Below are 19,565 nucleotides of genomic sequence, written 5' to 3'. Positions count from 1 at the left end.
TGTATGAAGGGTTGACAGAATAGGTTCGAAAAGATCAACAGCGTCAGTCCTGTTCGAACCTATGGCCTTTAGCTTGACGATTTACTAGAGGGTAGCAAACCATCCGCACGGAACATAGCTTTTATGCCACGTAAGGCTTGGCGAATACGGTCTTGATTTTCAATCAATGCAAAACGCACATGATCATCGCCATAATCACCAAAGCCAACACCCGGCGACACACACACCTTTGCTTCTGCCAAGAGTTTTTTGGAGAACTCCAGTGAACCTAATTCAGCATAAGGTTCAGGAATCTTCGCCCAGATGTACATTGATGCTTTGGGTTTCTCAACCATCCAACCGATTTCATGTAAGCCTTTCACCAACACATCGCGCCGTTTTTGATAACTGGCTGTAATGTCTTTTGCACACTGTTGGTCGCCTTCAAGGGCAGCGATGGCCGCAACCTGAAGGGGCGTAAAGGTGCCGTAGTCGTGGTAGCTCTTAATGCGGGCAAGTGCGCTCACCAATTCGGGGTTTCCCACCATAAAACCAATGCGCCAACCAGCCATGTTGTAGCTTTTTGATAATGTAAAAAACTCGACTGCAACCTCTTTAGCCCCCGGCACTTGCATAATCGAGGGCGCTTTCCAGCCATCGTAAACAATGTCGGCATAGGCGAGGTCATGCACGACTAAAATATCATGCTCTTTGGCTAGGGCAATCACACGTTCAAAAAAGTCCAATTCAACGCATTGAGCCGTGGGATTCGATGGAAACCCTAAAATCATCATTTTGGGTTTAGGAATACTTTCTTTGATGGCGCGTTGCAGCTCTTCAAAAAAGTCCATTCCAGGGATCAATGGCACGGAACGAACTTGAGCACCGGCAATGACGGCCCCATAGATATGAATAGGGTAGCTTGGATTGGGTACAAGTACACCATCTCCACGATCAAGCGTGGCAAGCATCAAGTGAGCTAGCCCTTCTTTGGAGCCAATGGTGACAATGGCTTCGTGCTCAGGGTCAATATCCACCTGGTAGCGTTCTTGGTACCAGTGGCTAATGGCGCGACGTAAGCGCGGGATGCCGCGAGAAGTCGAATAGCCGTGGGTATCAGGACGTTGTGCCACTTCACAGAGTTTGTCTACGATGTGCGCTGGTGTGGCCCCATCAGGGTTACCCATGCTCAGATCAATAATATCTTCGCCACGACGGCGCGCAGCCATCTTGAGCTCTGCTGTAATATTAAATACATAGGGGGGTAAGCGCTCGATGCGCTCAAAACGACGTGGTTTTGACATGTGAGTCTCTCTATATACGTAAGCGCCCGGAACCGTCCGAGCGACGCTGGCTGATGCTTCAGCCGTCTGAGCACTAGCTGCGGTTGGATTTGACGTTGATCTGCTTGATCGGCCAAGTGCGACGGGCGGCTAGTGAACTCGAATTCAACGATAGACAAAACCCTTTCGCTTGTCGAGAGCTTAAGACACATATTTTTATATGTGTTCAAGCGGGCGCGTCGCAGCAAAATACACTTAAAAGCGTCATTTGTGCACGATAAAAGTATTTAATAATGATTATAAATAACATAAATACAGTCTTTGATGAAAAAGAGCGTATAATGTTTGACCTTCTTTTTTAGGAAAGAAATGAATTATGACTGGGATGTTAAAAAATATCCGAGTAAAATGGTCTACTTTCGTGGCAGACTGCGTACTAGTGAAAAAACACGGAGATTCATTATGACTATCAGTAATGCGATCATCAAGATCACTAACCTGCGTCTGCGGACCTATATTGGATTTAATCCAGATGAGCGTGAAAAAAAACAGGACGTTGTGATCAACGCTGAAATCCACTATCCAACCAGTCGAGATTGCTTGTCGGATAATGTGTCTGCTGCACTGGATTACAAACAGATCACCAAAAAGGTTATTCAGCATGTTGAAGAGGGGCAGTTCTTGTTATTGGAAAAGTTAGTTGCAGATGTCTTACAGATTTGTGCAGAGCCTGCGTGCGTGACTCATGCACAGGTGACGGTTGATAAACCTCATGCCTTGAGATTTGCAGATTCCGTTTCATTAACCCTTCAATATCACAAATCCTGAACGGTTTAGATCAGGAGAGAGGTCAATTATGATTTCAAAAGAAGCGGCTTTAGTGCAAAAAGCGCTGTTCGACAGAGGGTTGGAAACCCCTATGTTGGATACGGGCATGTCACCCGAGCAAAAATATGAGCGTCTTAAGGGCCTGATGACCGAGGTTGTTGCGACATTAGGTTTAGATTTAAGCGATGATAGTTTGGCCGAAACACCCCATCGCATTGCAAAAATGTATGTGCAAGAGATTTTTTCGGGATTGGATTATCAAAACTTTCCTAAAATAACGGTCATTGACAATAAAATGAAGCTTGATGAAATGGTTCGGGTGTCAGACATTAGCTTGACCAGTACCTGTGAACATCATTTTATTACGATTGATGGCACGGCAACGGTGGCTTACTTGCCTGCTACCAAAATCATTGGATTGTCGAAAATCAATCGGATCGTACGGTTTTTTGCTCAGCGTCCTCAGGTGCAGGAGCGCCTAACCCAGCAGCTGCTGGTTGCACTCCAAGCATTACTCGAAACAGACAACGTTGCCGTGTCGATCAAGGCAACCCATTACTGCGTCAAGTCTCGTGGTGTTCAGGACGTGAACTCCAGCACCTCAACCACCGCATTGGGGGGCATTTTTAAAACCAATCTCCATACACGCGCTGAGTTTTTGCGCTAATGCAGGGGGCGTGTGAATTGAGTAAGGTTATTTTGATCACTGGGGTCGGGCGTCGACTAGGGCTTGCCCTGTCAACCCGTCTTCTTGAGCAAGGCCATCGGGTCATTGGTACCTATCGCACAGAAACGCCCGTTATTGAAGCCTTGCGCGATTTAGGTATGGAAACCTATAAAATTGACTTTAAGAGTCAGTTGGATGTGTCTGATTTTATTAAAGCGTTTAAGAGAAAATACGTCAAATTAGATGCGCTGATTCACAATGCCTCTGACTGGTTGCCTGAGTCGGAGACGCACCAGCATTTTGAAACCATCGAGTATATGATGCAGGTCCACGTGAATGTGCCCTATGTCATGAACCTTGAACTTGGCGCGTTGTTGCAAGCCTCTGATGGGATCGCTGATATTATTCATATCACCGATTACGTTGCAGAAAAAGGTAGTCAGAAGCATATCGCCTATGCGGCCAGTAAGGCGGCCTTGGCCAACATGACCTTATCCTTTGCACAGTTGCTCGCGCCCAAGGTTAAAGTGAACGCAATTGCACCAGCACTGATGCTTTTTAATGAGGCGGATGACGATCAGTACAAAGCAAAAGCTCGAGCAAAATCCATCATGCAAAGGGAAGGTGGTGCGGAGGAGTTCATTCAGGCTGTTGAGTATTTGCTAGCAAGTGGCTATGTCACAGGCAGGACGCTGCCCTTAGATGGCGGGCGTCACATCAAGTAATCATCATTCCATAAGTGCTAGAGTGGTCATCAGTGTCTGATCAATTCTAGCACTCAATTTTAAATGAGTGATATCATCTGCTCGTGTTTTTCCTAAGGTCAGGCTGGCAATTGGCTTATTCCATTCCTGTGCGCGTTTGCAAAAGCGATAACCTGAATAGACCATCAATGATGAGCCAACCACCAGCATCGCATCGCTGACGTCAAGTGCCGATAGTGCCGTTTCAACGTGCTGTTTAGGGACGTTGTCACCAAAAAACACAACGTCCGGTTTTAAAATTCCTCCGCATGTTGGGCAGTCTGGAACATCAAAGTTAGAAAAATCGACTTCAAGGTCGGCATCGCCATCAGGTGCTGCCGTAGCTATGAAATGCAAGAAATGAGGGTTGAGAAGGGCCGAGCGATGATGTATCTCGTCACGCGGACATTGAAAGCCACAATTCATGCAAATCGCACGATCGGAACGTCCATGCAAATCAATCACCTTTTGGCTGCCTGCGGCTTGATGCAGTCGATCAACGTTTTGTGTGACCATTAACGGTACGTGTATTAATCGTTCAAGACGCGCCAGCGCCTGATGACAGGCATTTGGTTGGGCGTCACGAATGATGGGCCATCCGATGAGACTTCGCCCCCAATAACGCTGTCGCGTTGCATGGCTGTTCATGAAGTCTTGATGCTGAACGGGCTGCTTTCGCTTCCAGTTTCCCTTTTCATCACGATAATCAGGAATGCCAGAGTCTGTGCTGACGCCAGCACCCGTCAAAATAAAGAGAGAAGGATGCTGTTGAATAAACTCAGCCAATGCCAATGCCGCATTCTGGTGATTCGATATCGTTTGCATAGTGTCTTTTCAGTGCTTTACTTTTGCACATCCTGCATGAGGCGATCAATACAGCCGACCACGTTTTGACTTGCAGACTCCATTGTTTTTAGGTGTTTGACCATCGCGGCTGCGTCCTGTTTTTTTCCTGCCTCCAGAGCCAAGCGACCAGACTGGTGAACAACTTTATGAGGGCTGTCGAGGTCTTTAAAGCTCGAAAGATGCCCATATTTACGTGCTCCATAGCCTTCAAAGTACCATTTACCTAGGCGGCACTCAGTGTGCGCGTTGACCGGTTGAGTAAAGGCTTCCGCTTCAACATGTTGATAAATTTGATTTTTCCAAACCGCGTGATCCAGCTTAACGGTATTTAAGAAGGCTGCAGTTGTAGCGTTACTGATGATTTTTTGCATATGCTCTGAGCGCGCAAGCACTTCATCAACAACACCGTCAATCTGGGTAGAGGAGGCAGATACATCCGTTGCACTCAGTTGGTTCTGTTCAACTAATTTTTTTATTTCATCGGCTTGCTGCAAAACCAGTCTAACAAGTGCTTCAATCTGGCCACTGGCATCGCCTGCTTTCACAGCAAGTTGACGCACTTCATCTGCAACAACCGCAAACCCTCGACCTGCTTCACCCGCACGCGCTGCTTCAATGGCTGCGTTTAACGCAAGGAGATTCGTTTGGTCAGAAATCTCTTTTATGCTTGAGACAAAGTGATTAATGGAATTGGCTGTTTTATCCAAAACAATGGCCGCATCCATGCTTTTGGATGCGTAGGTATTGATATTGTTTGCACGTTGGCTCAGTGTGGAAAGGGCCACGCGTGTTTGATCAAAGACATTGTCTAAATGTTTTAAAGACTTGCGCTCTTCGACCAATTGTTCAGCTGTGCTGGCTAAGCCTTGGCGAATGGTTTCTAACATGCTGCCACCTTGGAGTTGGCATGCAATGACATGAGCGGTGTTGTCGCTTAGACTGCGTATTGACTGCAGGGTGGCGTCTTTTTGGCTGAGCAGTTCCTTAAGTTCGTTAATCTCATGCAAGTGCATTTCACGTTCGGATACAAGTTGATTTTGGAGTTGCTCAATAACCGCGTTATTCTTATTAAACCACATACACGTTAGCACCTTAATGACAGAAGATGAGTGGTCATGATTTTTTTGAACACTCATATTTCAACGAATTAAGAGTGCCTTTAAAACAATGCCACCGATTTGAGTTCATTATATACAGAGCTAAGTGAACGTCTATTGAGCCTCAGCAAAAAAATGTCATATTAACGTCACTTTCTGCGAACTAATGTCGGGAATGCTCTTTAGTGGGTGAGCTATCTGACATCGCGAGATAGGTTTCTAGCCAATCAAAGCGATCATCAGGCTGCTCTATCTCAAGTAGAATTTGTTTATCACGGGCAGGGAAAGGCATGACGGTGATTAAGCCATTCAGCATTTCTAAGCCGTTTAAATGGGCGAGAGAGCGGCGATCCAAAAATAAGTTTTTGGCTGACGCGTAGTTTTCAAGGTGCTCAAGAAACGCTTGCTCACGACTGGGGTTCAGGTTGAGCACAGCGTCATAGTCCTTGCTAAAGCGTTGCCAGTCGACTTGACCAAGAAGAAAGCCTTCGTCAGTCAAAGTCGACCCGATTAAATCGAATCGACACAGACCCGTTAGCACAATTTCGATACGGCCTTCAGAGGTTTCATTAAAGAACTGAACACGACCTACACCGCCGACTCGCGCTAACTCTCCGGTCTCTTCATCCGGCTGCACCATGCCGATTAACCTTGATGTTTTCATTGAGTATTCAAGCATGGCTAGGTAGCGCGGCTCAAACAAATTGAGAGGAAGGCGAGCCCCTGGCATCAAAACGACATTGTTAAGCGGAAAGAGCGGGATTTGCTCTGGAAGCTCATTGAAAGGCGTTTTAAATAAAGTATGCATACGTCTATTCTCTTAAACTTAACTCATTTCAAACTGTTTATGGGGGCTGGAGTGCCTATTTTCAAGGCTTAATCAACGAGGTCAGCCCATAGATCATATTCGTCAGCATCGACAACTTTTGCTTTTACAATCATTCCAGGTTGTAAGTGCGTTGCGTTATCAATGAATACCTGGCCATCGATTTCTGGAGCATCGGCTTTGCTGCGACCGACAGCGCCTTCTTCAACCACTTCATCGATGATGACATCAATTACGCTACCAATCTTTGCTTGAAGCTTGGCGGCACTGATCTTGGCTTGAACCGCCATAAAACGATCCCAACGCTCTTGTTTGATCTCATCAGGCACAGGGTCTGCTATTTCGTTCGCCGTCGCGCCATCAACAGGCGAGTATTGGAAGCATCCAACACGATCAAGCTGAGCTTCTTCCAAGAAGTCGAGCAAAATCTGGAAGTCTTCTTCGGTCTCGCCGGGGAAGCCAACGATAAATGTACTACGGATAACCAGTTCTGGGCAGATCTCTTTCCAGGCGCGAATGCGTTCTAGTGTGTTTTCGGCATGAGCAGGACGTTTCATTGCCTTCAAAACGCGTGGGCTTGCGTGCTGAAACGGAATGTCTAAATACGGCAATATTTTGCCTTGTGCCATTAAGGGGATGACTTTGTCGACTGAAGGGTAGGGGTAGACATAATGGAGTCTCACCCAAACACCTAGCTCTCCGAGCGCCTCGGCCAGTTCGAGCAAGCGCGTTTTTACAGGGCGGCCTTTCCAGAAGCCTAATGGGTACTTAAGATCCACACCGTAGGCACTGGTGTCTTGTGACACAATTAACAGTTCTTTAACGCCTGCCGTCACCAATCGCTCTGCTTCATTCATCACTTCATCGGCCTTGCGTGACACTAGGTCTCCGCGAAGGGATGGAATAATACAGAAGGTACAGCGATGATTGCAGCCTTCACTAATTTTCACGTAGGCATAGTGTCGTGGGGTGAGTTTAATGCCTTGAGGTGGAACCAAGTTGATAAATGGATCATGCGTTGCTTGATAGGGGGCGTGCTCATGCACTGCGCCAACAACCGCTTCATAGGCTTGAGGGCCTGTTACAGTCAATACTTGAGGGTGTAGTTTGCGAATTTCATCTGCATTCACACCTAAGCAGCCCGTTACAATAACGCGCCCATTTTCTTTAATTGCTTCACCAATGGCATCAAGCGACTCTGCTTTGGCAGAATCGATAAAGCCACATGTGTTGACGACGACAACATCGGCATTGTCGTAGGAGGAAGAAATTTCATAACCCTCTGTGCGAAGCTGAGTCAGGATTCGTTCAGAATCAACCAAAGCTTTAGGGCAGCCAAGACTGACAAAACCGACCTTAGGTGCGTTCATTGCGTAAAAACCCTCAAAAGAATAAAAGTAAATTTTACCGAAATCACGCGTAACAGGCGATAGAGCGTCTAGCAGAAGTCTTAAATCATGGTATTATTTTATTTTGATACATATCATTCAATACGTATTGTGTATTTTAAATATGAAGAAGCAAAGTAGTACGCGCGAAAAAGTATTTCAAGCGGCAGATGAGCTTTTGGCGCAAGGGGTCAGACCCACGCAACAAAATGTTCGGGATCTCATCGGCAGCGGCAGTCTGACGACCATTAACAGCGCACTAAACGACTGGTGGCAAACGCTTAGCCAACGAATCACTCGACAACAGGCTCATCCAGATTTGCCTGAACCTGTGGTTCGATTGGCAAGCCAAGCCTGGGATCGTGCACTCGCCTACGCAGAGCAGGCATTCAAAGAGCGTCAGTTGGCCTTATTGCAAAAGCAGGCTGATCTTGAGTCCTCATTGAGTCAAACTGTTCAAGGCAGCAGCAAGGCCTTATCCGACCTTCAGCAGCAGTATGGTCAGCTGCTTGAGCGCTTTGCTCGAATGACCGAGGAAAAACAGTCGGCAGAAGAACAGCGTTTCAAGCTAGAGGAGCGCGTCTTTCGATTAACGATGGATTTGGAGCAGCAAGCCCAGCAGCGCAAACACGAGCATCAATTTCATTTGGCTGCAGAGAATCAAATGGATGAAGTGATTGATGCCAGGGTTAGAATTAAAATTCAGGAAGAGGAAATTGAACGCCTTAAAAGGCTCAACGAAAAGCTGACCAATGAAAATGCGAAGTTGCGTCAAGTGCTCTCAAAAGGGTCGGAGTTATAGTTTGATATTTTAAATTAAATTACAATTTTTAGTGATTGAAAAATATGGATAAATTTATAAGCGCTGATAGCTCGGTCATGAAGGTGAGGTCTCTTTTTAGAGAGGCTTGCAAAGGCGATGTGTTTGTCTGTGATGATGAGTATATTTTTCAGACGGCCAAAACAGCACTCGTTGCTGAAAAGGTGACGGGGGTCACAGTGCAATTGTTAGATACGTCTGGATATGTCATTAAGCAAGTGTCCAGCAAGCTTCGAACAGAGCAAAAGCGAAACGAGCAGTTTAATGATCGACAGCTTGCAGTCATTAGTGCGTTGGAAAAAGTATTGGCGCACTGTAAAAAAGAAGGCATTCAGTTAATTGGCTTTAGTGATGAATTAGTGGCGCAGCCAGCTCACTTAGATTTAAGGCAGGGTGTATCTCCCTTTGCGCTCGATCTTGATACACAAGGGGTCTATTGTGGTGCTGAAAGCTTAAGTGAAATGAATTAGCTCTCTACACACTGGCACCTAGGCATGATATATTTGCCCAATAAATTAAACATCTGATTGATACATTTTGTATGGAGAAATGTCTGAGCTCAACTATCAAGCTCCTTCTTGTTGATGATCACTCCATCATCCGAGCAGGTTACCAGCAAATACTTCAAAGAGACCCTTCTGTAAAAGTCATAGCAGAAGCCGAGTCAAGTTTTTGTGCGGTTGCAATTTATGCAAAGGTTCAGCCTGACGTCGTTGTTATGGATTTATCCATCCCGCAAAAAAAAGACGCGGATGAAGTTTCATCGACCTGTGGTATTGAGACCATTCGTAAAATTATTCAACATGATGAAAAGGCCAAAATTCTTGTATTAACAGCTCTGAGTGGCGACCCATACCCCTCTCAAGCCTTCTCGGCGGGTGCCTTAGGCTATCTCACCAAACATTGTGCTCCGAATGAATTAATTGAGGCTGTGCGTAGCGTTTATGCTGGGCAGCGCTATTTATCGGCAGCCATTAAAGCCGAGTTGAATACTGGCGACGAAAGTACCAACTCATTAATGCGTTTAAGCCAACGAGAGCTTGAGGTCTTTAGTATGTTGGCCGAAAGCCATCCTATTGCAAAAATAGCGGACGTCATGCATTTAAGCCCTAAAACCGTACATGCGCACCGTGCCAATATTTTACGCAAATTAGAGTTGAAGAATAATGCAGATATTGTGCGCCTTGCTGTACGCCAAGGGCTAATTGAGACCTAAATTGCATGACTGCTTATTTTTCAGTCATGGTGAGCGTGCCATTAAAGTCAGTTGGCGGGTTCCGAATGGCATCTAGGCAATGCTGAACGTACAGCTGGTAGAGATGCTGTGAAAAGCACTCATCAAGACGCCTGAAGAGTGTTAGAGCCTGTTGGAAGTGGCCAGCTTGAAATGCCTCAAGCGCCTTGTTCAACTGAGCATCTTCATTTTCAGAGTAGTTGCACCAAGGTTGGGATCTTAAACCCAAGCACTCGTAAAATCGCACGGGATGGCTTTTACCTTTTACATTTAACAGCCCCAAGGGGCGGAATTGATATAAGTCTCTCTGCTGTAACTCTCCATATGTTGATTCGGTGAGAATCAACTGACTCTGAAAGTATTTGCATAACCCCTCTGTCCTTGAGGCCAAGTTGACCTCATCGCCGATGCAGGTGTAATCCGAACGATCTTCGGACCCCATTTCCCCTACAATGGCCATGCCGGTGTTGAGGCCAATACCGATGCTCAGCATAGGCAATCCCTCTTTAATAAAGTCAGCGTTTAGCTGCTGCAGCGCTTCAATTTGTTCGATGGCAGAGTTTAAGGCATGATCCGCATGTAAAGCATCGTCCATTGGCGCATTCCAGTAAGCCATAATGGCATCACCTATCAGCTTATCAATGGTTCCATTTTTGTGGGTAATCCTATCGATCATGCAACTCATATAGCGATTGAGCAGGGTGACCAACTGTCGAGCCGAGCCAATCGATTCGGACAGCTGTGTAAACCCGCGAATATCGCTAAAAAAGATCGTAATGTAGCGCTCTGAGCCCTCTAGCATCAAATTGGGGTGGGTCAAAAGTTCATTTACAATATCCTTAGACACTTTGCGTTCGAAGCGTTGGCGGATAAAGTTTTTTTGCTTTTGATCTTGATGATGATTCAGCAACGTGCCTAATACAAAATGACTGATCAGCAACAAGGATGGAGTTAGCGTTGTGAACAGTAACCCTTGTTGACTGAGCAAGTAATAGTGAGCAACGAGCAGACACATTAAGCTGCTCAGCGCCAAACAAGCGGAGATCAGGGTGCTTGATACGCTTAAAATCAATGCACCAGCCGTTGCGATAATACACAAAGTAACGAAGTCGACGCCTAAAGCCCAGCTAGGCTTGCTAATAAAGTCTTGGTTCAGAATATTGTCGATCACTGTGGCGTGGACTTCTACGCCTGGATAGACCGAATCCAGAGGCGTGCTTCTTAAATCCAATAATCCGGCGGCCGATGTACCGACCAGCACAACGCTTCCTTCAAGCGAGAGTGTTTCTGGCCGGGTCAACACATCTACTGCCGAAATATAGGGGTATTGGAAGGACGGGCCTCGGAAATTGACGGCCAAGCGCCCATAGATATCGGTCGGTATTTCGAGTGAGTCTAGCAAAAGGGTTTCAACAAACTGATGGTGATATCTCAGTTGTATACGTTGTGCCCCCATCCCCAGTCTCGCTATTTCCATTGCTAAAGAGGGGTAAAGATTGCCGTCATATTCCATAATCAAAGGTAGGTGTCGGATGGTTCCATCAATATCTGGCAATGTGTTGATATACCCGCTAAACAATCCATCAATATGGGTTTGTGGTAGGCTCAAAATGGGTCTGTGAGGGTTCAAAACTAAGGACTGAGGCGGTTTGTTGCTTTCAAGGATAATGGCATGAGTGTCTGGCCTATGCTCGCTGTGCAGTTGATCATTCTCCATCACAAACACATAACCCAGGACGGTCGGTGTTTCGACAATGGCCTGATTAAAGATTTCGTCGTAATCCGGTAATGCGTCAATGTCTAAAGGGAGATTGAGGTTTTGAAGAATGCGCCTTGGTGATGCATTATCAGGCTCGGCAAAGACGATATCCAAGCCAATGATTGCGACACCGCTATCACGCAAGTTGAGTAGCAGTTCAGCGACACGGTTGCGTGGCCATGGCCATTGTCCAATCTCTTGTAAGCTGCGCTCATCTATGTCGATAATCGCAATTCGAGGGTCGACAGGCTGTTGGCCGCGAATGCTGAGCATTTGATCGCTGAGTTTGAGTTCAAACGTCTTCAATATCTGCGGTGGATACAGCTGCAATGCACTGAAAATGCAGAGCAGCGTGAAGGATAGAGCAATGTGTAACTTTATTTGTCGCACACTTAGAACCTAAGGAGGTAGTTCATACTCACCAGTGTTTTATCGTAGCTGTTTGGCTTTTGATTTGATCGACGTCTGTGCTCAGACACGGCAAAACTTACCGCACTGTTCGTGTCTAAGGAGTAGAGTAACGATGCGTCAAGGTGTTTGAGTGTATCGGAACGGGTATTGGCAAAGAGCACATCACGTTGTTTGTAGTCGGTCTCTTGATAGGTAAATCCTAGGCTCGCGCGTAGAGCTTGTGACAGCGGGTGTGACAGCTCTGTTCGTACTGTCCACATTTCATACGAAGTTGGATCGCTCGTATGGCGATGCGAGTTACGTTGATCGCGATGCTCAAAATCAACGCCAATGGTGCCTCGCGTTGATTTTGGTCCGAACAAGGTTTGCAGTTCGACGCCCACTTGGTTAGACCAAGCATCCCGATTTTGCCTAGGAGAGGCATATTTAAGAAGGCTTGTTCGATAATAGCTAAGAAATTGAATCTGAGGCGTGATCACCCGACGGTACTCGAATCCAGAGCCCGAGATATTTAAGTATTGATCATAGTTTAGCAAGATGTTTTCTGTAAAAAAGGGAATGCCAAATTTGTATGCATTGGTTGCAAGGGTGGGGGCAACGGAAGCTGAAATGTAAAATAAATCGTTTTTGTGAATATTCTTGTGGTTGCGGTTTAACAATACCAGTTGATTGTCTAAGTACCATCCACCTCTTAGCCCAAAATCATAGGTATGATCAAAGCGAAGGGCTTGAGTGAATCCGAAGTCCTCCTGTTCACTTTGGCCGGAGAGGCTAATGTTACCAAAACCAGGCAGTTGAAAGTGTGTAGAGCTGCCAATATCGTTATTCGCGTTGTCGTCGTATTGTAGACCCAGCATTAGAGTCGACACTAAATGGTGGCGATTTTGACGCGTATTCACAACTGCTAAAAAGTCTTGAGCTTGCGTCCTGACGGTATCAGGCAGGGGCTGATTCAGAGCTTTTTCAACTTCACTGGCAGCCAGTGAGTATTGTTTTAACTCATAGTATAAACGTGCCATTTCAAGCAGCGCTGGTGCATTATTAGGATCTAAAATCAATGCTCTATCTAATGCTGTTAATGCTTCATCATACATGCCTTGTGCCATGGCGGCTCTTGCCATCATAACATTAATCGCGAGACTGTCGGGCATCTGTAGAAATAGCTTTTCAAACAGCTCATAGGCTTCTTGATACTGCCCTTGCTCAAGTTTTTTCACAGCATCATAGTAATCATTAATGGCTTCCTGCGAATGCACGGCATTTGATTGCAAGGGTAAAGTGTCAGAGTGAGCAAGACCTGTGATGCAAGAAAGCAATAAACAAGGCAAAATCAGCTGTATCTTATTCATGTTATTTTTCCGCCCTAATCACACCAAGTGCTTGTATTTCATTAACAGTATCCGTCATATTAAAGAATCCGCCCAAACTTTGAGCTTCGGGACCAAAAAAGCTGCCTAACAAGGTTCCTTGAATATCTTGCTCTATCTCTTTCAAAAGGAAGTTAAAGTGTGCAATGTTCTTAGTGACATTTCCATCTTCTAGTGAGACAGCCCAGACAAATCCATTGCTGGTTTCGAAGCGCATAAACCCAGTATGCTCGTTGGTGCCAAAGTTAAACGTCAGTTCAGTTTTATTAAGCGTATTCTCTAGGATTGCATGAGGAGGGACATCGACAAATCCATAGTAGACATGGCCTTTAGCTTTACCTTCGAAGGTGTAAATCTGATTGGTAAGTGAGTTCAAGTGATTGACAGCACTTAAGCGTTCTACACCTGCTACCCAAGCACCGCCATCCCATAACCCCCATTTGGAGTAGTTGTCTGCAGCGTCAGGAAGGTCACCCACAGGCGGTGTGAAGGGCATAGCTAAAAAATCGGCATTAATGGCTGAATACCACCAACTTAAGGGGTTTACATTAACGGGAGGTGGATTGATAGGAGGTGTTGTGGGTTCAGTTGGGGCTGTCGCCAGAGTATCGTCGAAGTTATCTTGACTGACCTGAGTATCTAAAACATCGCTCACGCTAGCAGGTTCTTCAAAAGAGAGAGGGGATTGTATCTCGCTGAATATATTCAGGCTTTCAAGTGACGTTGTGGTTAAAAGAGTGCTATCCGTTGCTGGTATTTGGCTGGCCAGTGAAGTCGTTTCCGGCAAGGTTTGTGTGTCTGTGAGTAAGTTGGCTGAGGGAGGCGGCGTTGTTGGATCGGTATTGAGCTCCTCACCAATCGCTGGAATTAAGTCAGAGGCTGGAGTGGGTGTAAAGCCAGCAAGGACACGGGTGTACTGGCCTGAAGGGACATCAACGCTGGCACCTGTAATGCTTTCTACCACAAAAATTTGTCCCCGCAAGGTTGCAAACAGCTCAAAGTCGGGCGTTACTTTTCCAGAAATGATTGTTCCGCGTATTCCGACGGTTGCTGTGCGGGTACCCAGTCGAAAGCTTTCTGGATTTTGCCGAGCGATGCGTCCTGTAATCGCTTTAAACGTTCCTTGAGCTACATTCATTGACACTTTTGGAGTGCCAACCTCGGTAAACTCGTCAATCTGTAATTCTGTATTCCCTCCTACAGAGATAACGGTGCCATCATTCAGTACGATTTGAGCGCGCGCATTTTGAGCTGTTACAAAAATGTCTTTTGTTTCAAGAGGGCTGCCTGTTTGGGCTTGGATGGAAAGGTTATCTCGTTGAATCACGGCGCTTCCGCTAAGGAGGCTGACCGTACCAACCGCTGCGTAACACGTCATAAAGCTCAGTATTGCGTAAAAGATACAAGCCTTAAATGCTAATTTAAACATATCGAATATACCTGACTGTTTGGGTGAGCACGACCAATGCGTAATTTCATTCTATAAAGTATGTCTATTGCACTAAAAACGAAAGTAAAAAATGCTGTTTTTTCGCAGGAAATAGAAAAAAACTTCACCTATGTGTTTCAAACAACTGAAAACAGAAAAAAGCGACTAATAATTAAGTGATTTTGAACCTTTCTGTTATATTAATCTAAAGTATTGTCATAAGGTTGTTGTGCTATGGCCCATAAGTTAAGTGTTCGTCTCATTATTAATCTTCTATTTGGATTGATGCTAGGTGTTTTACTGCTGACGGGTGGTTTTTCCTATTTTAGCGCCAATACGTTGAGCAATGATTTGAACTATCTTCAATCAGAGACCGCTAGCGTGGCCGCCAGCCTTTCACAATCGGCCCAAGCACTCACGCAAATGGAGCAACAGGTTAAACAATTAGCAGGAGCGCAGACAGCCGTATCCGCTTTGCAAGGATTGCAGACACGCCTTGATGAAACTGAGCAGGCGAGTGGCGAGATCGATGCAGGGCTAAATCAGTTAAGACAAGTATCAGCTCAGCAAAGTGAAAGCTTAATTCAAATCAGTGAAGTCACAGAGCATATAGCAACCAACCTGGAACTGGTGTCGGGTCCTTTGCACACCATGATTACGGCCGCACAGCAAATTAACCAGCAGTCGCTACAAGCGCTCATCGACTTTTATAAGCTGGGCCGAAGCGAGCCTGATGCGTTAGCATCGCTTGAAGAAAGTCTTCAACAGGTATATCGCGCAACGTCAACGATGACATCGGCAATGTTTAATGTTGATCAAAGTGATGATACGCGTAATCTGTTGGTTGATGTTCGACGAGAGTTAAGGCCTTTTCGAAATCAGGTTCGTCGTTATGCAGCTTTAGATGACTCGTTTGAAAGAGAGATATTGGCAACTGAAATTATTGCAGCTCTGGAAGGGTTGATTAGCCTGTCCGTTCGCATTCAAACAGGTAGTTTAGACTTGGCTAATCGAACAGCCGCTGAAGCGAATGAGTTAGCGAAGCAAACACAGGCCGCAACCCGTACACAACTTGAGACCAGCGCCAACTCAACCGACGTATTGGACCATGCACTTAAGTTGATTAATCAATCCAATGAAAGTCACCGGTTAGTGATCGGTGATTTGTCCTCATCTGTTCAGCAATTATCTGTTTCTTTACGAAGTATTCCCGAGGTGGAACGTCAGATCGATGCATCTCTAGCGGCTATGCAACGTGCGATTGCATCTGACCAAGTCGAGCGTATTGGGCAAGCTGAAAACCGTGCTATGCAAGCTCAACGCAATGCCGAAACGGTCCCTCTGATTTTGCTGGCGTTTATTTTTATTGCACTTGTTATTAGTTTAACCATTGGCCTGTTATTACAGCGCTTATTGGTAAAACCCTTGGCTAGCTTTGTAAGTGGCGTTCGCCGTGTGACAGACAATGACTTAACGTCTCAGGTAAGTGATGTAGGTGCAATCGGTGAGTTAAAATCGGTTATTGCTTCAGTAAATGCGATGATTAAGAGTTTGCGCCAAAATGTTCTGGATATGAAACAGTCAGGTCTGAGCATTAGCGAAAGTGCAAAAATGATGACGAATACATCCAATAAAACCCGCGATGCGCTTGAGCAGCAGGCACAAGGTGAGCAAGCGATTATCAACTCAACGGGTGCTTTGGCTGAAATGGTTCGCGAAGTTGCTAGCCGTGGTGAGTTAGCAGGGGAGCAGGCACACTCTGCCAACCAACTCATTCAAGATAGCCAGAAAGACATTGAGAATGCCAAGCGTGAAATGGCCAGTCTTGCTGAAACCGTTAATCAATCGAATGAAGTTATTCAGTCGCTTAAACAGCAGAGTGACGATATTGGACAGGTTATCAGTGTTATCCAAAATGTTTCGGGGCAAACCAATCTGCTTGCATTGAATGCCGCGATTGAAGCGGCGCGAGCAGGCGAAAATGGACGTGGATTTGCAGTCGTAGCCGATGAGGTTAGGCAATTGGCGCAACGGACGAGCGATGCTACGATTGAAATACGCGAACTGATTGAGCAAATTCAAGCGCGTGCAGATTTGGGTGTGCAATCCATGACCCAGGGCTTGGCACAAGTTGCAAAAAACACACAAGCAACGGAGTCCGTTGCTCAGTCGCTTGAGTCTGTAATAAAACAAGTGGCAACCATAAGTCGCTTGAATTTAGAAATTGGAAAACATACTCGCTCCCAACTCCAGCAACTAGGAGCGATTGAGGCAGGAGTCGAAAGTGTTCGCCAACAATCAGAGCACGCCAGTGAAGCTGTTTTGGATAATGTGAGAGCCAGCAAAAGTCTCAACGTCACAGCAGGTACCTTAGAGGACTTGGTTAAGCGCTTTACAATTTAACCTCAGGGAGTGAATCGTGCTTCAGTTTATTCAGTGCACTATCACCTGATCTTGTAATCCATACAGGCGGTCCTTTTCAAGGACAAGATTACCGTGTTGCACGCGCCTGCATAGATTTAGGCAGCCATTACATCGATTTAGCGGATGACCGTCGTTTTGTCTGCGATATCACGTCACTTCATGAGCAAGCGTGTGCTCAAAATGTACTGATTGTCTCAGGAGCAAGTTCAGTGCCTGGGCTTTCTTCTGTGGTTGTAGATCATTTTGCTCAGCAGTTTTCAACACTTGAAGAAATCGATAATGGACGCTATGTGCTGAGAAGGGGATAGGGCCCTATATACCTACGCTTTCGGCAATCATTCTTGCAAAGAAATTGCTAACCGAAACCATCGATCTAAAAGGTGCAACGCCTTGCTTGGGGTTGTACACCTTGGACGAGTTTGATACCGAAGCAATGCCGTTAGGAATTTACCATCAAACAGAGGTGAACCTTGGATAGCTATCTCTTCTTAAAGCTGATTCATATTTTGAGTGCTGTGGTGGTTGCTGGAACGGGAGCAGGTATTGCCTTTTTTATGTTTATGGCAAACCGTTCTTCGAATGTGGCTGCAATAGCGGTCACAGCGCGTCATGTGGTTTTGGCGGATTGGATCTTTACGACGCCAGCCGTTTTACTGCATATTCACAGGCATCACGTCAGAGTTCTTTGCCAAAGAAATCGGTTACGAAGTGTTGGCATATGGTGGGATTGTCGGTGCGTTAGCTGATATCAGTATTTTGTCTGGTAGCGTTCTAGATATTCTGATTGGTATTTGGTTGCTGCTTGGCAAAAAGCTGAAGCGTTGCTTCCAGCTGCAAATGATCGTGATTGTAACGTACACACTGTTATTAACGGCTATCGATCCAAGCTTTTGGCTTCATCCGTTTGGTCCGCTGACAAAAAACGTACCGATACTTGTGATGATTTATGGTTTATACAAACATGAGTGCTCAAGGCTGGGACAAGTAGAGAGAGTTAGGGGCTAAGATGTTTGCACATATTTTTGTGCGATCTGCTTATATCGTGAGGCTTCAGTTTTTACCGCCCAAATACGACGTAAAGTGAGTGATTTTTCACTGAGTTTCACTGTATATATAGTTTCGTATAATATATATTATGTTAAATTTACTATATTGGATTGGGGGGGCGTGCTGCTTATTTGTGTAGTTTCCGGTTCAACTCTGAATTAATTCAGCTCTATCGGAAACTTTCGCTCTTTCTGCTGGCGTATCTGGCTTGGTCCTCTGAAGAACATCTAGATGCTCTACTCTTGGCAGAATTTCTTACACGTGGATCAATATCTCGGCTTTGACAATTGGCCAGAGTAGATATGCAACTGACTGGAACTCAGTGTGGAAAAAACCAATAACCGATACACATGTCTAGCTGATGGTATGCGATTACGCTATACATGATTTTTTTATCCAACCAATCTCCTAACTTTCGTTCCAGTCCATAGGCCTCGATCTCAAAATCATAGCTAGTGATATCAGCTGCCCAAATTAGCTGGGCTGCTGGAAGCATGAGGGATGGATATTTCGTAATTCCTACTCTAAGACTTACGAGCATCTAACGCCACTTCGAATATAGTCGAATAGTGAATAAAATATGCTCTCAAGCTCACTCAAAGTGTCTGAGCGTCTCCCTTCCCTTTTACTCCTTCAATTACATATCGCTTATGTAGACAAAATGGCGTCATTCACATCTATGTTAATTTCTTTCCATCGTTTAACTAATGTTGCAACACATGGATTACCGGCAAGCTGGTTCATACGAACCCAATCAACATCCAGTAAATCAGCAAGTAGCTCAATGTCCAATTCACCTTTTAAGGTGTGCCATTGTCGGATGCTCGGCTGCCTCATTAACTGGGCTTTTGGAGAAGTTAATCCACCAACAACAAAATATCCCTTTTCCTTGTCGTACCATATGCGTTGAATGCCAGGTATGTTACTCATCCAGCGTTTGATATCATTTAAAGGCTTATCGAAGTATCGGGATAATAAGGTATCTAAACTACCACTTATTGATGTGTCTTTTTTCTTACCTCGCTTATCTAACCAACGCTGAATAACCTCTTTTTTCACCTGATAGTAAGTTACCTTTGCTTCATTTTTCTGATGAAAAAGGACTAATTGCTCCTGCCACAGTTCAACCAATTCGGGTAATTCACTTTCAAAGCGCATTGTTGCCTTTTGGCTGGACAACACACCATCATCACTCAACTCTTTGACAATATTGTGCAATACTTCAATATCAGGAAGCATCCAATCCATCAACGGATAAGGTTTCTGTTTCTTGGTTAAATCCGAAAACGCATTGAACTGGTCTAATAGAACTGGACACTTTAATTAGCGACAATATCAGTCAGCTATTGAGGTGTCATTATGAGTCAGAAACGAACCTACAAACAGTACTCAACTGAGTTTAAAGAAGAAGCTGTAT

General features: G+C 45.3%; 18 protein-coding genes. 9 read left to right on the top strand and 9 right to left on the bottom strand.

The window, feature by feature from the left end; translation table 11 throughout:
• Positions 1 to 68: 68 nt before the first annotated feature.
• The gene (gene alaC / locus F5971_RS13745) at positions 69 to 1,283 is read right to left on the bottom strand and encodes an alanine transaminase (protein ID WP_036508967.1); all 1,215 of its coding nucleotides are present in this window, start codon (positions 1,281 to 1,283) and stop codon (positions 69 to 71) included.
• Positions 1,284 to 1,724: 441 nt separating this feature from the next.
• Here alaC and folX point away from each other — a divergent pair, with 441 nt between their 5' ends.
• Genes folX through folM form a run of 3 tightly spaced genes read left to right on the top strand, consistent with a single transcriptional unit; the run spans position 1,725 to position 3,482 of the window.
• Positions 1,725 to 2,090 (top strand): dihydroneopterin triphosphate 2'-epimerase, encoded by a 366-nt coding sequence (gene folX / locus F5971_RS13740; RefSeq protein ID WP_193364993.1) that lies wholly within the window; start codon positions 1,725 to 1,727, stop codon positions 2,088 to 2,090.
• A 28-nt stretch (positions 2,091 to 2,118) separates the two neighbouring features.
• On the top strand, positions 2,119 to 2,757 hold the full coding sequence (gene folE, locus F5971_RS13735) for a GTP cyclohydrolase I FolE (RefSeq protein ID WP_036508969.1): 639 nt from the start codon (positions 2,119 to 2,121) through the stop codon (positions 2,755 to 2,757).
• 17 nt (positions 2,758 to 2,774) lie between these two features.
• Positions 2,775 to 3,482: a dihydromonapterin reductase gene (gene folM / locus F5971_RS13730; RefSeq protein WP_036509173.1), complete on the top strand. Its 708-nt coding sequence runs from the start codon at positions 2,775 to 2,777 to the stop codon at positions 3,480 to 3,482.
• A 3-nt stretch (positions 3,483 to 3,485) separates the two neighbouring features.
• Here folM and F5971_RS13725 read toward each other — a convergent pair whose 3' ends face one another.
• The 4 genes from F5971_RS13725 to rimO all read right to left on the bottom strand — a co-directional run bounded on the left by F5971_RS13725 (position 3,486) and on the right by rimO (position 7,639).
• The gene (locus F5971_RS13725) at positions 3,486 to 4,325 is read right to left on the bottom strand and encodes an NAD-dependent protein deacetylase (RefSeq protein WP_036508971.1); all 840 of its coding nucleotides are present in this window, start codon (positions 4,323 to 4,325) and stop codon (positions 3,486 to 3,488) included.
• Positions 4,326 to 4,342: 17 nt separating this feature from the next.
• Positions 4,343 to 5,425, bottom strand: a complete 1,083-nt coding sequence (locus F5971_RS13720; RefSeq protein ID WP_036508978.1) for a methyl-accepting chemotaxis protein — start codon at positions 5,423 to 5,425, stop codon at positions 4,343 to 4,345.
• A gap of 181 nt (positions 5,426 to 5,606) precedes the next feature.
• Complete coding sequence (locus tag F5971_RS13715) at positions 5,607 to 6,251, bottom strand: LON peptidase substrate-binding domain-containing protein (protein ID WP_051514282.1); 645 nt, start codon at positions 6,249 to 6,251, stop codon at positions 5,607 to 5,609.
• Positions 6,252 to 6,319: 68 nt separating this feature from the next.
• Positions 6,320 to 7,639 (bottom strand): 30S ribosomal protein S12 methylthiotransferase RimO, encoded by a 1,320-nt coding sequence (rimO, locus tag F5971_RS13710; RefSeq protein WP_193495449.1) that lies wholly within the window; start codon positions 7,637 to 7,639, stop codon positions 6,320 to 6,322.
• Between the two features lie 142 nt (positions 7,640 to 7,781).
• Between rimO and F5971_RS13705 the strand changes: the two genes are divergently transcribed.
• The 3 genes from F5971_RS13705 (at position 7,782) to F5971_RS13695 (ending at position 9,693) form a co-directional block, all read left to right on the top strand.
• Complete coding sequence (locus F5971_RS13705) at positions 7,782 to 8,459, top strand: DNA-binding protein (RefSeq protein ID WP_193495447.1); 678 nt, start codon at positions 7,782 to 7,784, stop codon at positions 8,457 to 8,459.
• A 44-nt stretch (positions 8,460 to 8,503) separates the two neighbouring features.
• Positions 8,504 to 8,947, top strand: coding sequence for a response regulator (locus F5971_RS13700; RefSeq protein WP_246187811.1), 444 nt, complete (start codon positions 8,504 to 8,506; stop codon positions 8,945 to 8,947).
• 71 nt (positions 8,948 to 9,018) lie between these two features.
• On the top strand, positions 9,019 to 9,693 hold the full coding sequence (locus tag F5971_RS13695; protein WP_036508984.1) for a response regulator: 675 nt from the start codon (positions 9,019 to 9,021) through the stop codon (positions 9,691 to 9,693).
• A gap of 13 nt (positions 9,694 to 9,706) precedes the next feature.
• Here F5971_RS13695 and F5971_RS13690 read toward each other — a convergent pair whose 3' ends face one another.
• From F5971_RS13690 to F5971_RS13680, 3 genes are read right to left on the bottom strand one after another with little or no spacing between them, the layout of a single operon-like run.
• Complete coding sequence (locus F5971_RS13690; protein ID WP_223116333.1) at positions 9,707 to 11,860, bottom strand: CHASE2 domain-containing protein; 2,154 nt, start codon at positions 11,858 to 11,860, stop codon at positions 9,707 to 9,709.
• 2 nt (positions 11,861 to 11,862) lie between these two features.
• Positions 11,863 to 13,230 (bottom strand): tetratricopeptide repeat protein, encoded by a 1,368-nt coding sequence (locus tag F5971_RS13685; RefSeq protein ID WP_193495444.1) that lies wholly within the window; start codon positions 13,228 to 13,230, stop codon positions 11,863 to 11,865.
• A gap of 1 nt (position 13,231) precedes the next feature.
• Complete coding sequence (locus F5971_RS13680; protein ID WP_036508993.1) at positions 13,232 to 14,677, bottom strand: FecR family protein; 1,446 nt, start codon at positions 14,675 to 14,677, stop codon at positions 13,232 to 13,234.
• Positions 14,678 to 14,911: 234 nt separating this feature from the next.
• Between F5971_RS13680 and F5971_RS13675 the strand changes: the two genes are divergently transcribed.
• The 3 genes from F5971_RS13675 (at position 14,912) to F5971_RS13665 (ending at position 18,106) form a co-directional block, all read left to right on the top strand.
• Complete coding sequence (locus F5971_RS13675; protein ID WP_193495442.1) at positions 14,912 to 17,080, top strand: methyl-accepting chemotaxis protein; 2,169 nt, start codon at positions 14,912 to 14,914, stop codon at positions 17,078 to 17,080.
• A gap of 536 nt (positions 17,081 to 17,616) precedes the next feature.
• A complete protein-coding gene (locus F5971_RS18570) occupies positions 17,617 to 17,847 on the top strand; it encodes a DUF2269 family protein (RefSeq protein WP_343042648.1) in 231 nt (76 codons plus the stop codon).
• The gene (locus tag F5971_RS13665; protein ID WP_193495597.1) at positions 17,759 to 18,106 is read left to right on the top strand and encodes a DoxX-like family protein; all 348 of its coding nucleotides are present in this window, start codon (positions 17,759 to 17,761) and stop codon (positions 18,104 to 18,106) included. Before F5971_RS18570 ends, F5971_RS13665 begins: the two co-directional genes overlap by 89 nt.
• Before the next feature lie 690 nt (positions 18,107 to 18,796).
• Here F5971_RS13665 and F5971_RS13660 read toward each other — a convergent pair.
• Positions 18,797 to 19,387 (bottom strand): hypothetical protein, encoded by a 591-nt coding sequence (locus F5971_RS13660; RefSeq protein WP_223116331.1) that lies wholly within the window; start codon positions 19,385 to 19,387, stop codon positions 18,797 to 18,799.
• Positions 19,388 to 19,565: the final 178 nt, after the last annotated feature.

It is taken from the genome of Nitrincola alkalisediminis, from assembly GCF_009821115.1.
GTDB classification, from domain to species: Bacteria; Pseudomonadota; Gammaproteobacteria; order Pseudomonadales; family Balneatricaceae; genus Nitrincola; species Nitrincola alkalisediminis.
This window is presented reverse-complemented; position numbering and strand designations above follow the sequence as displayed.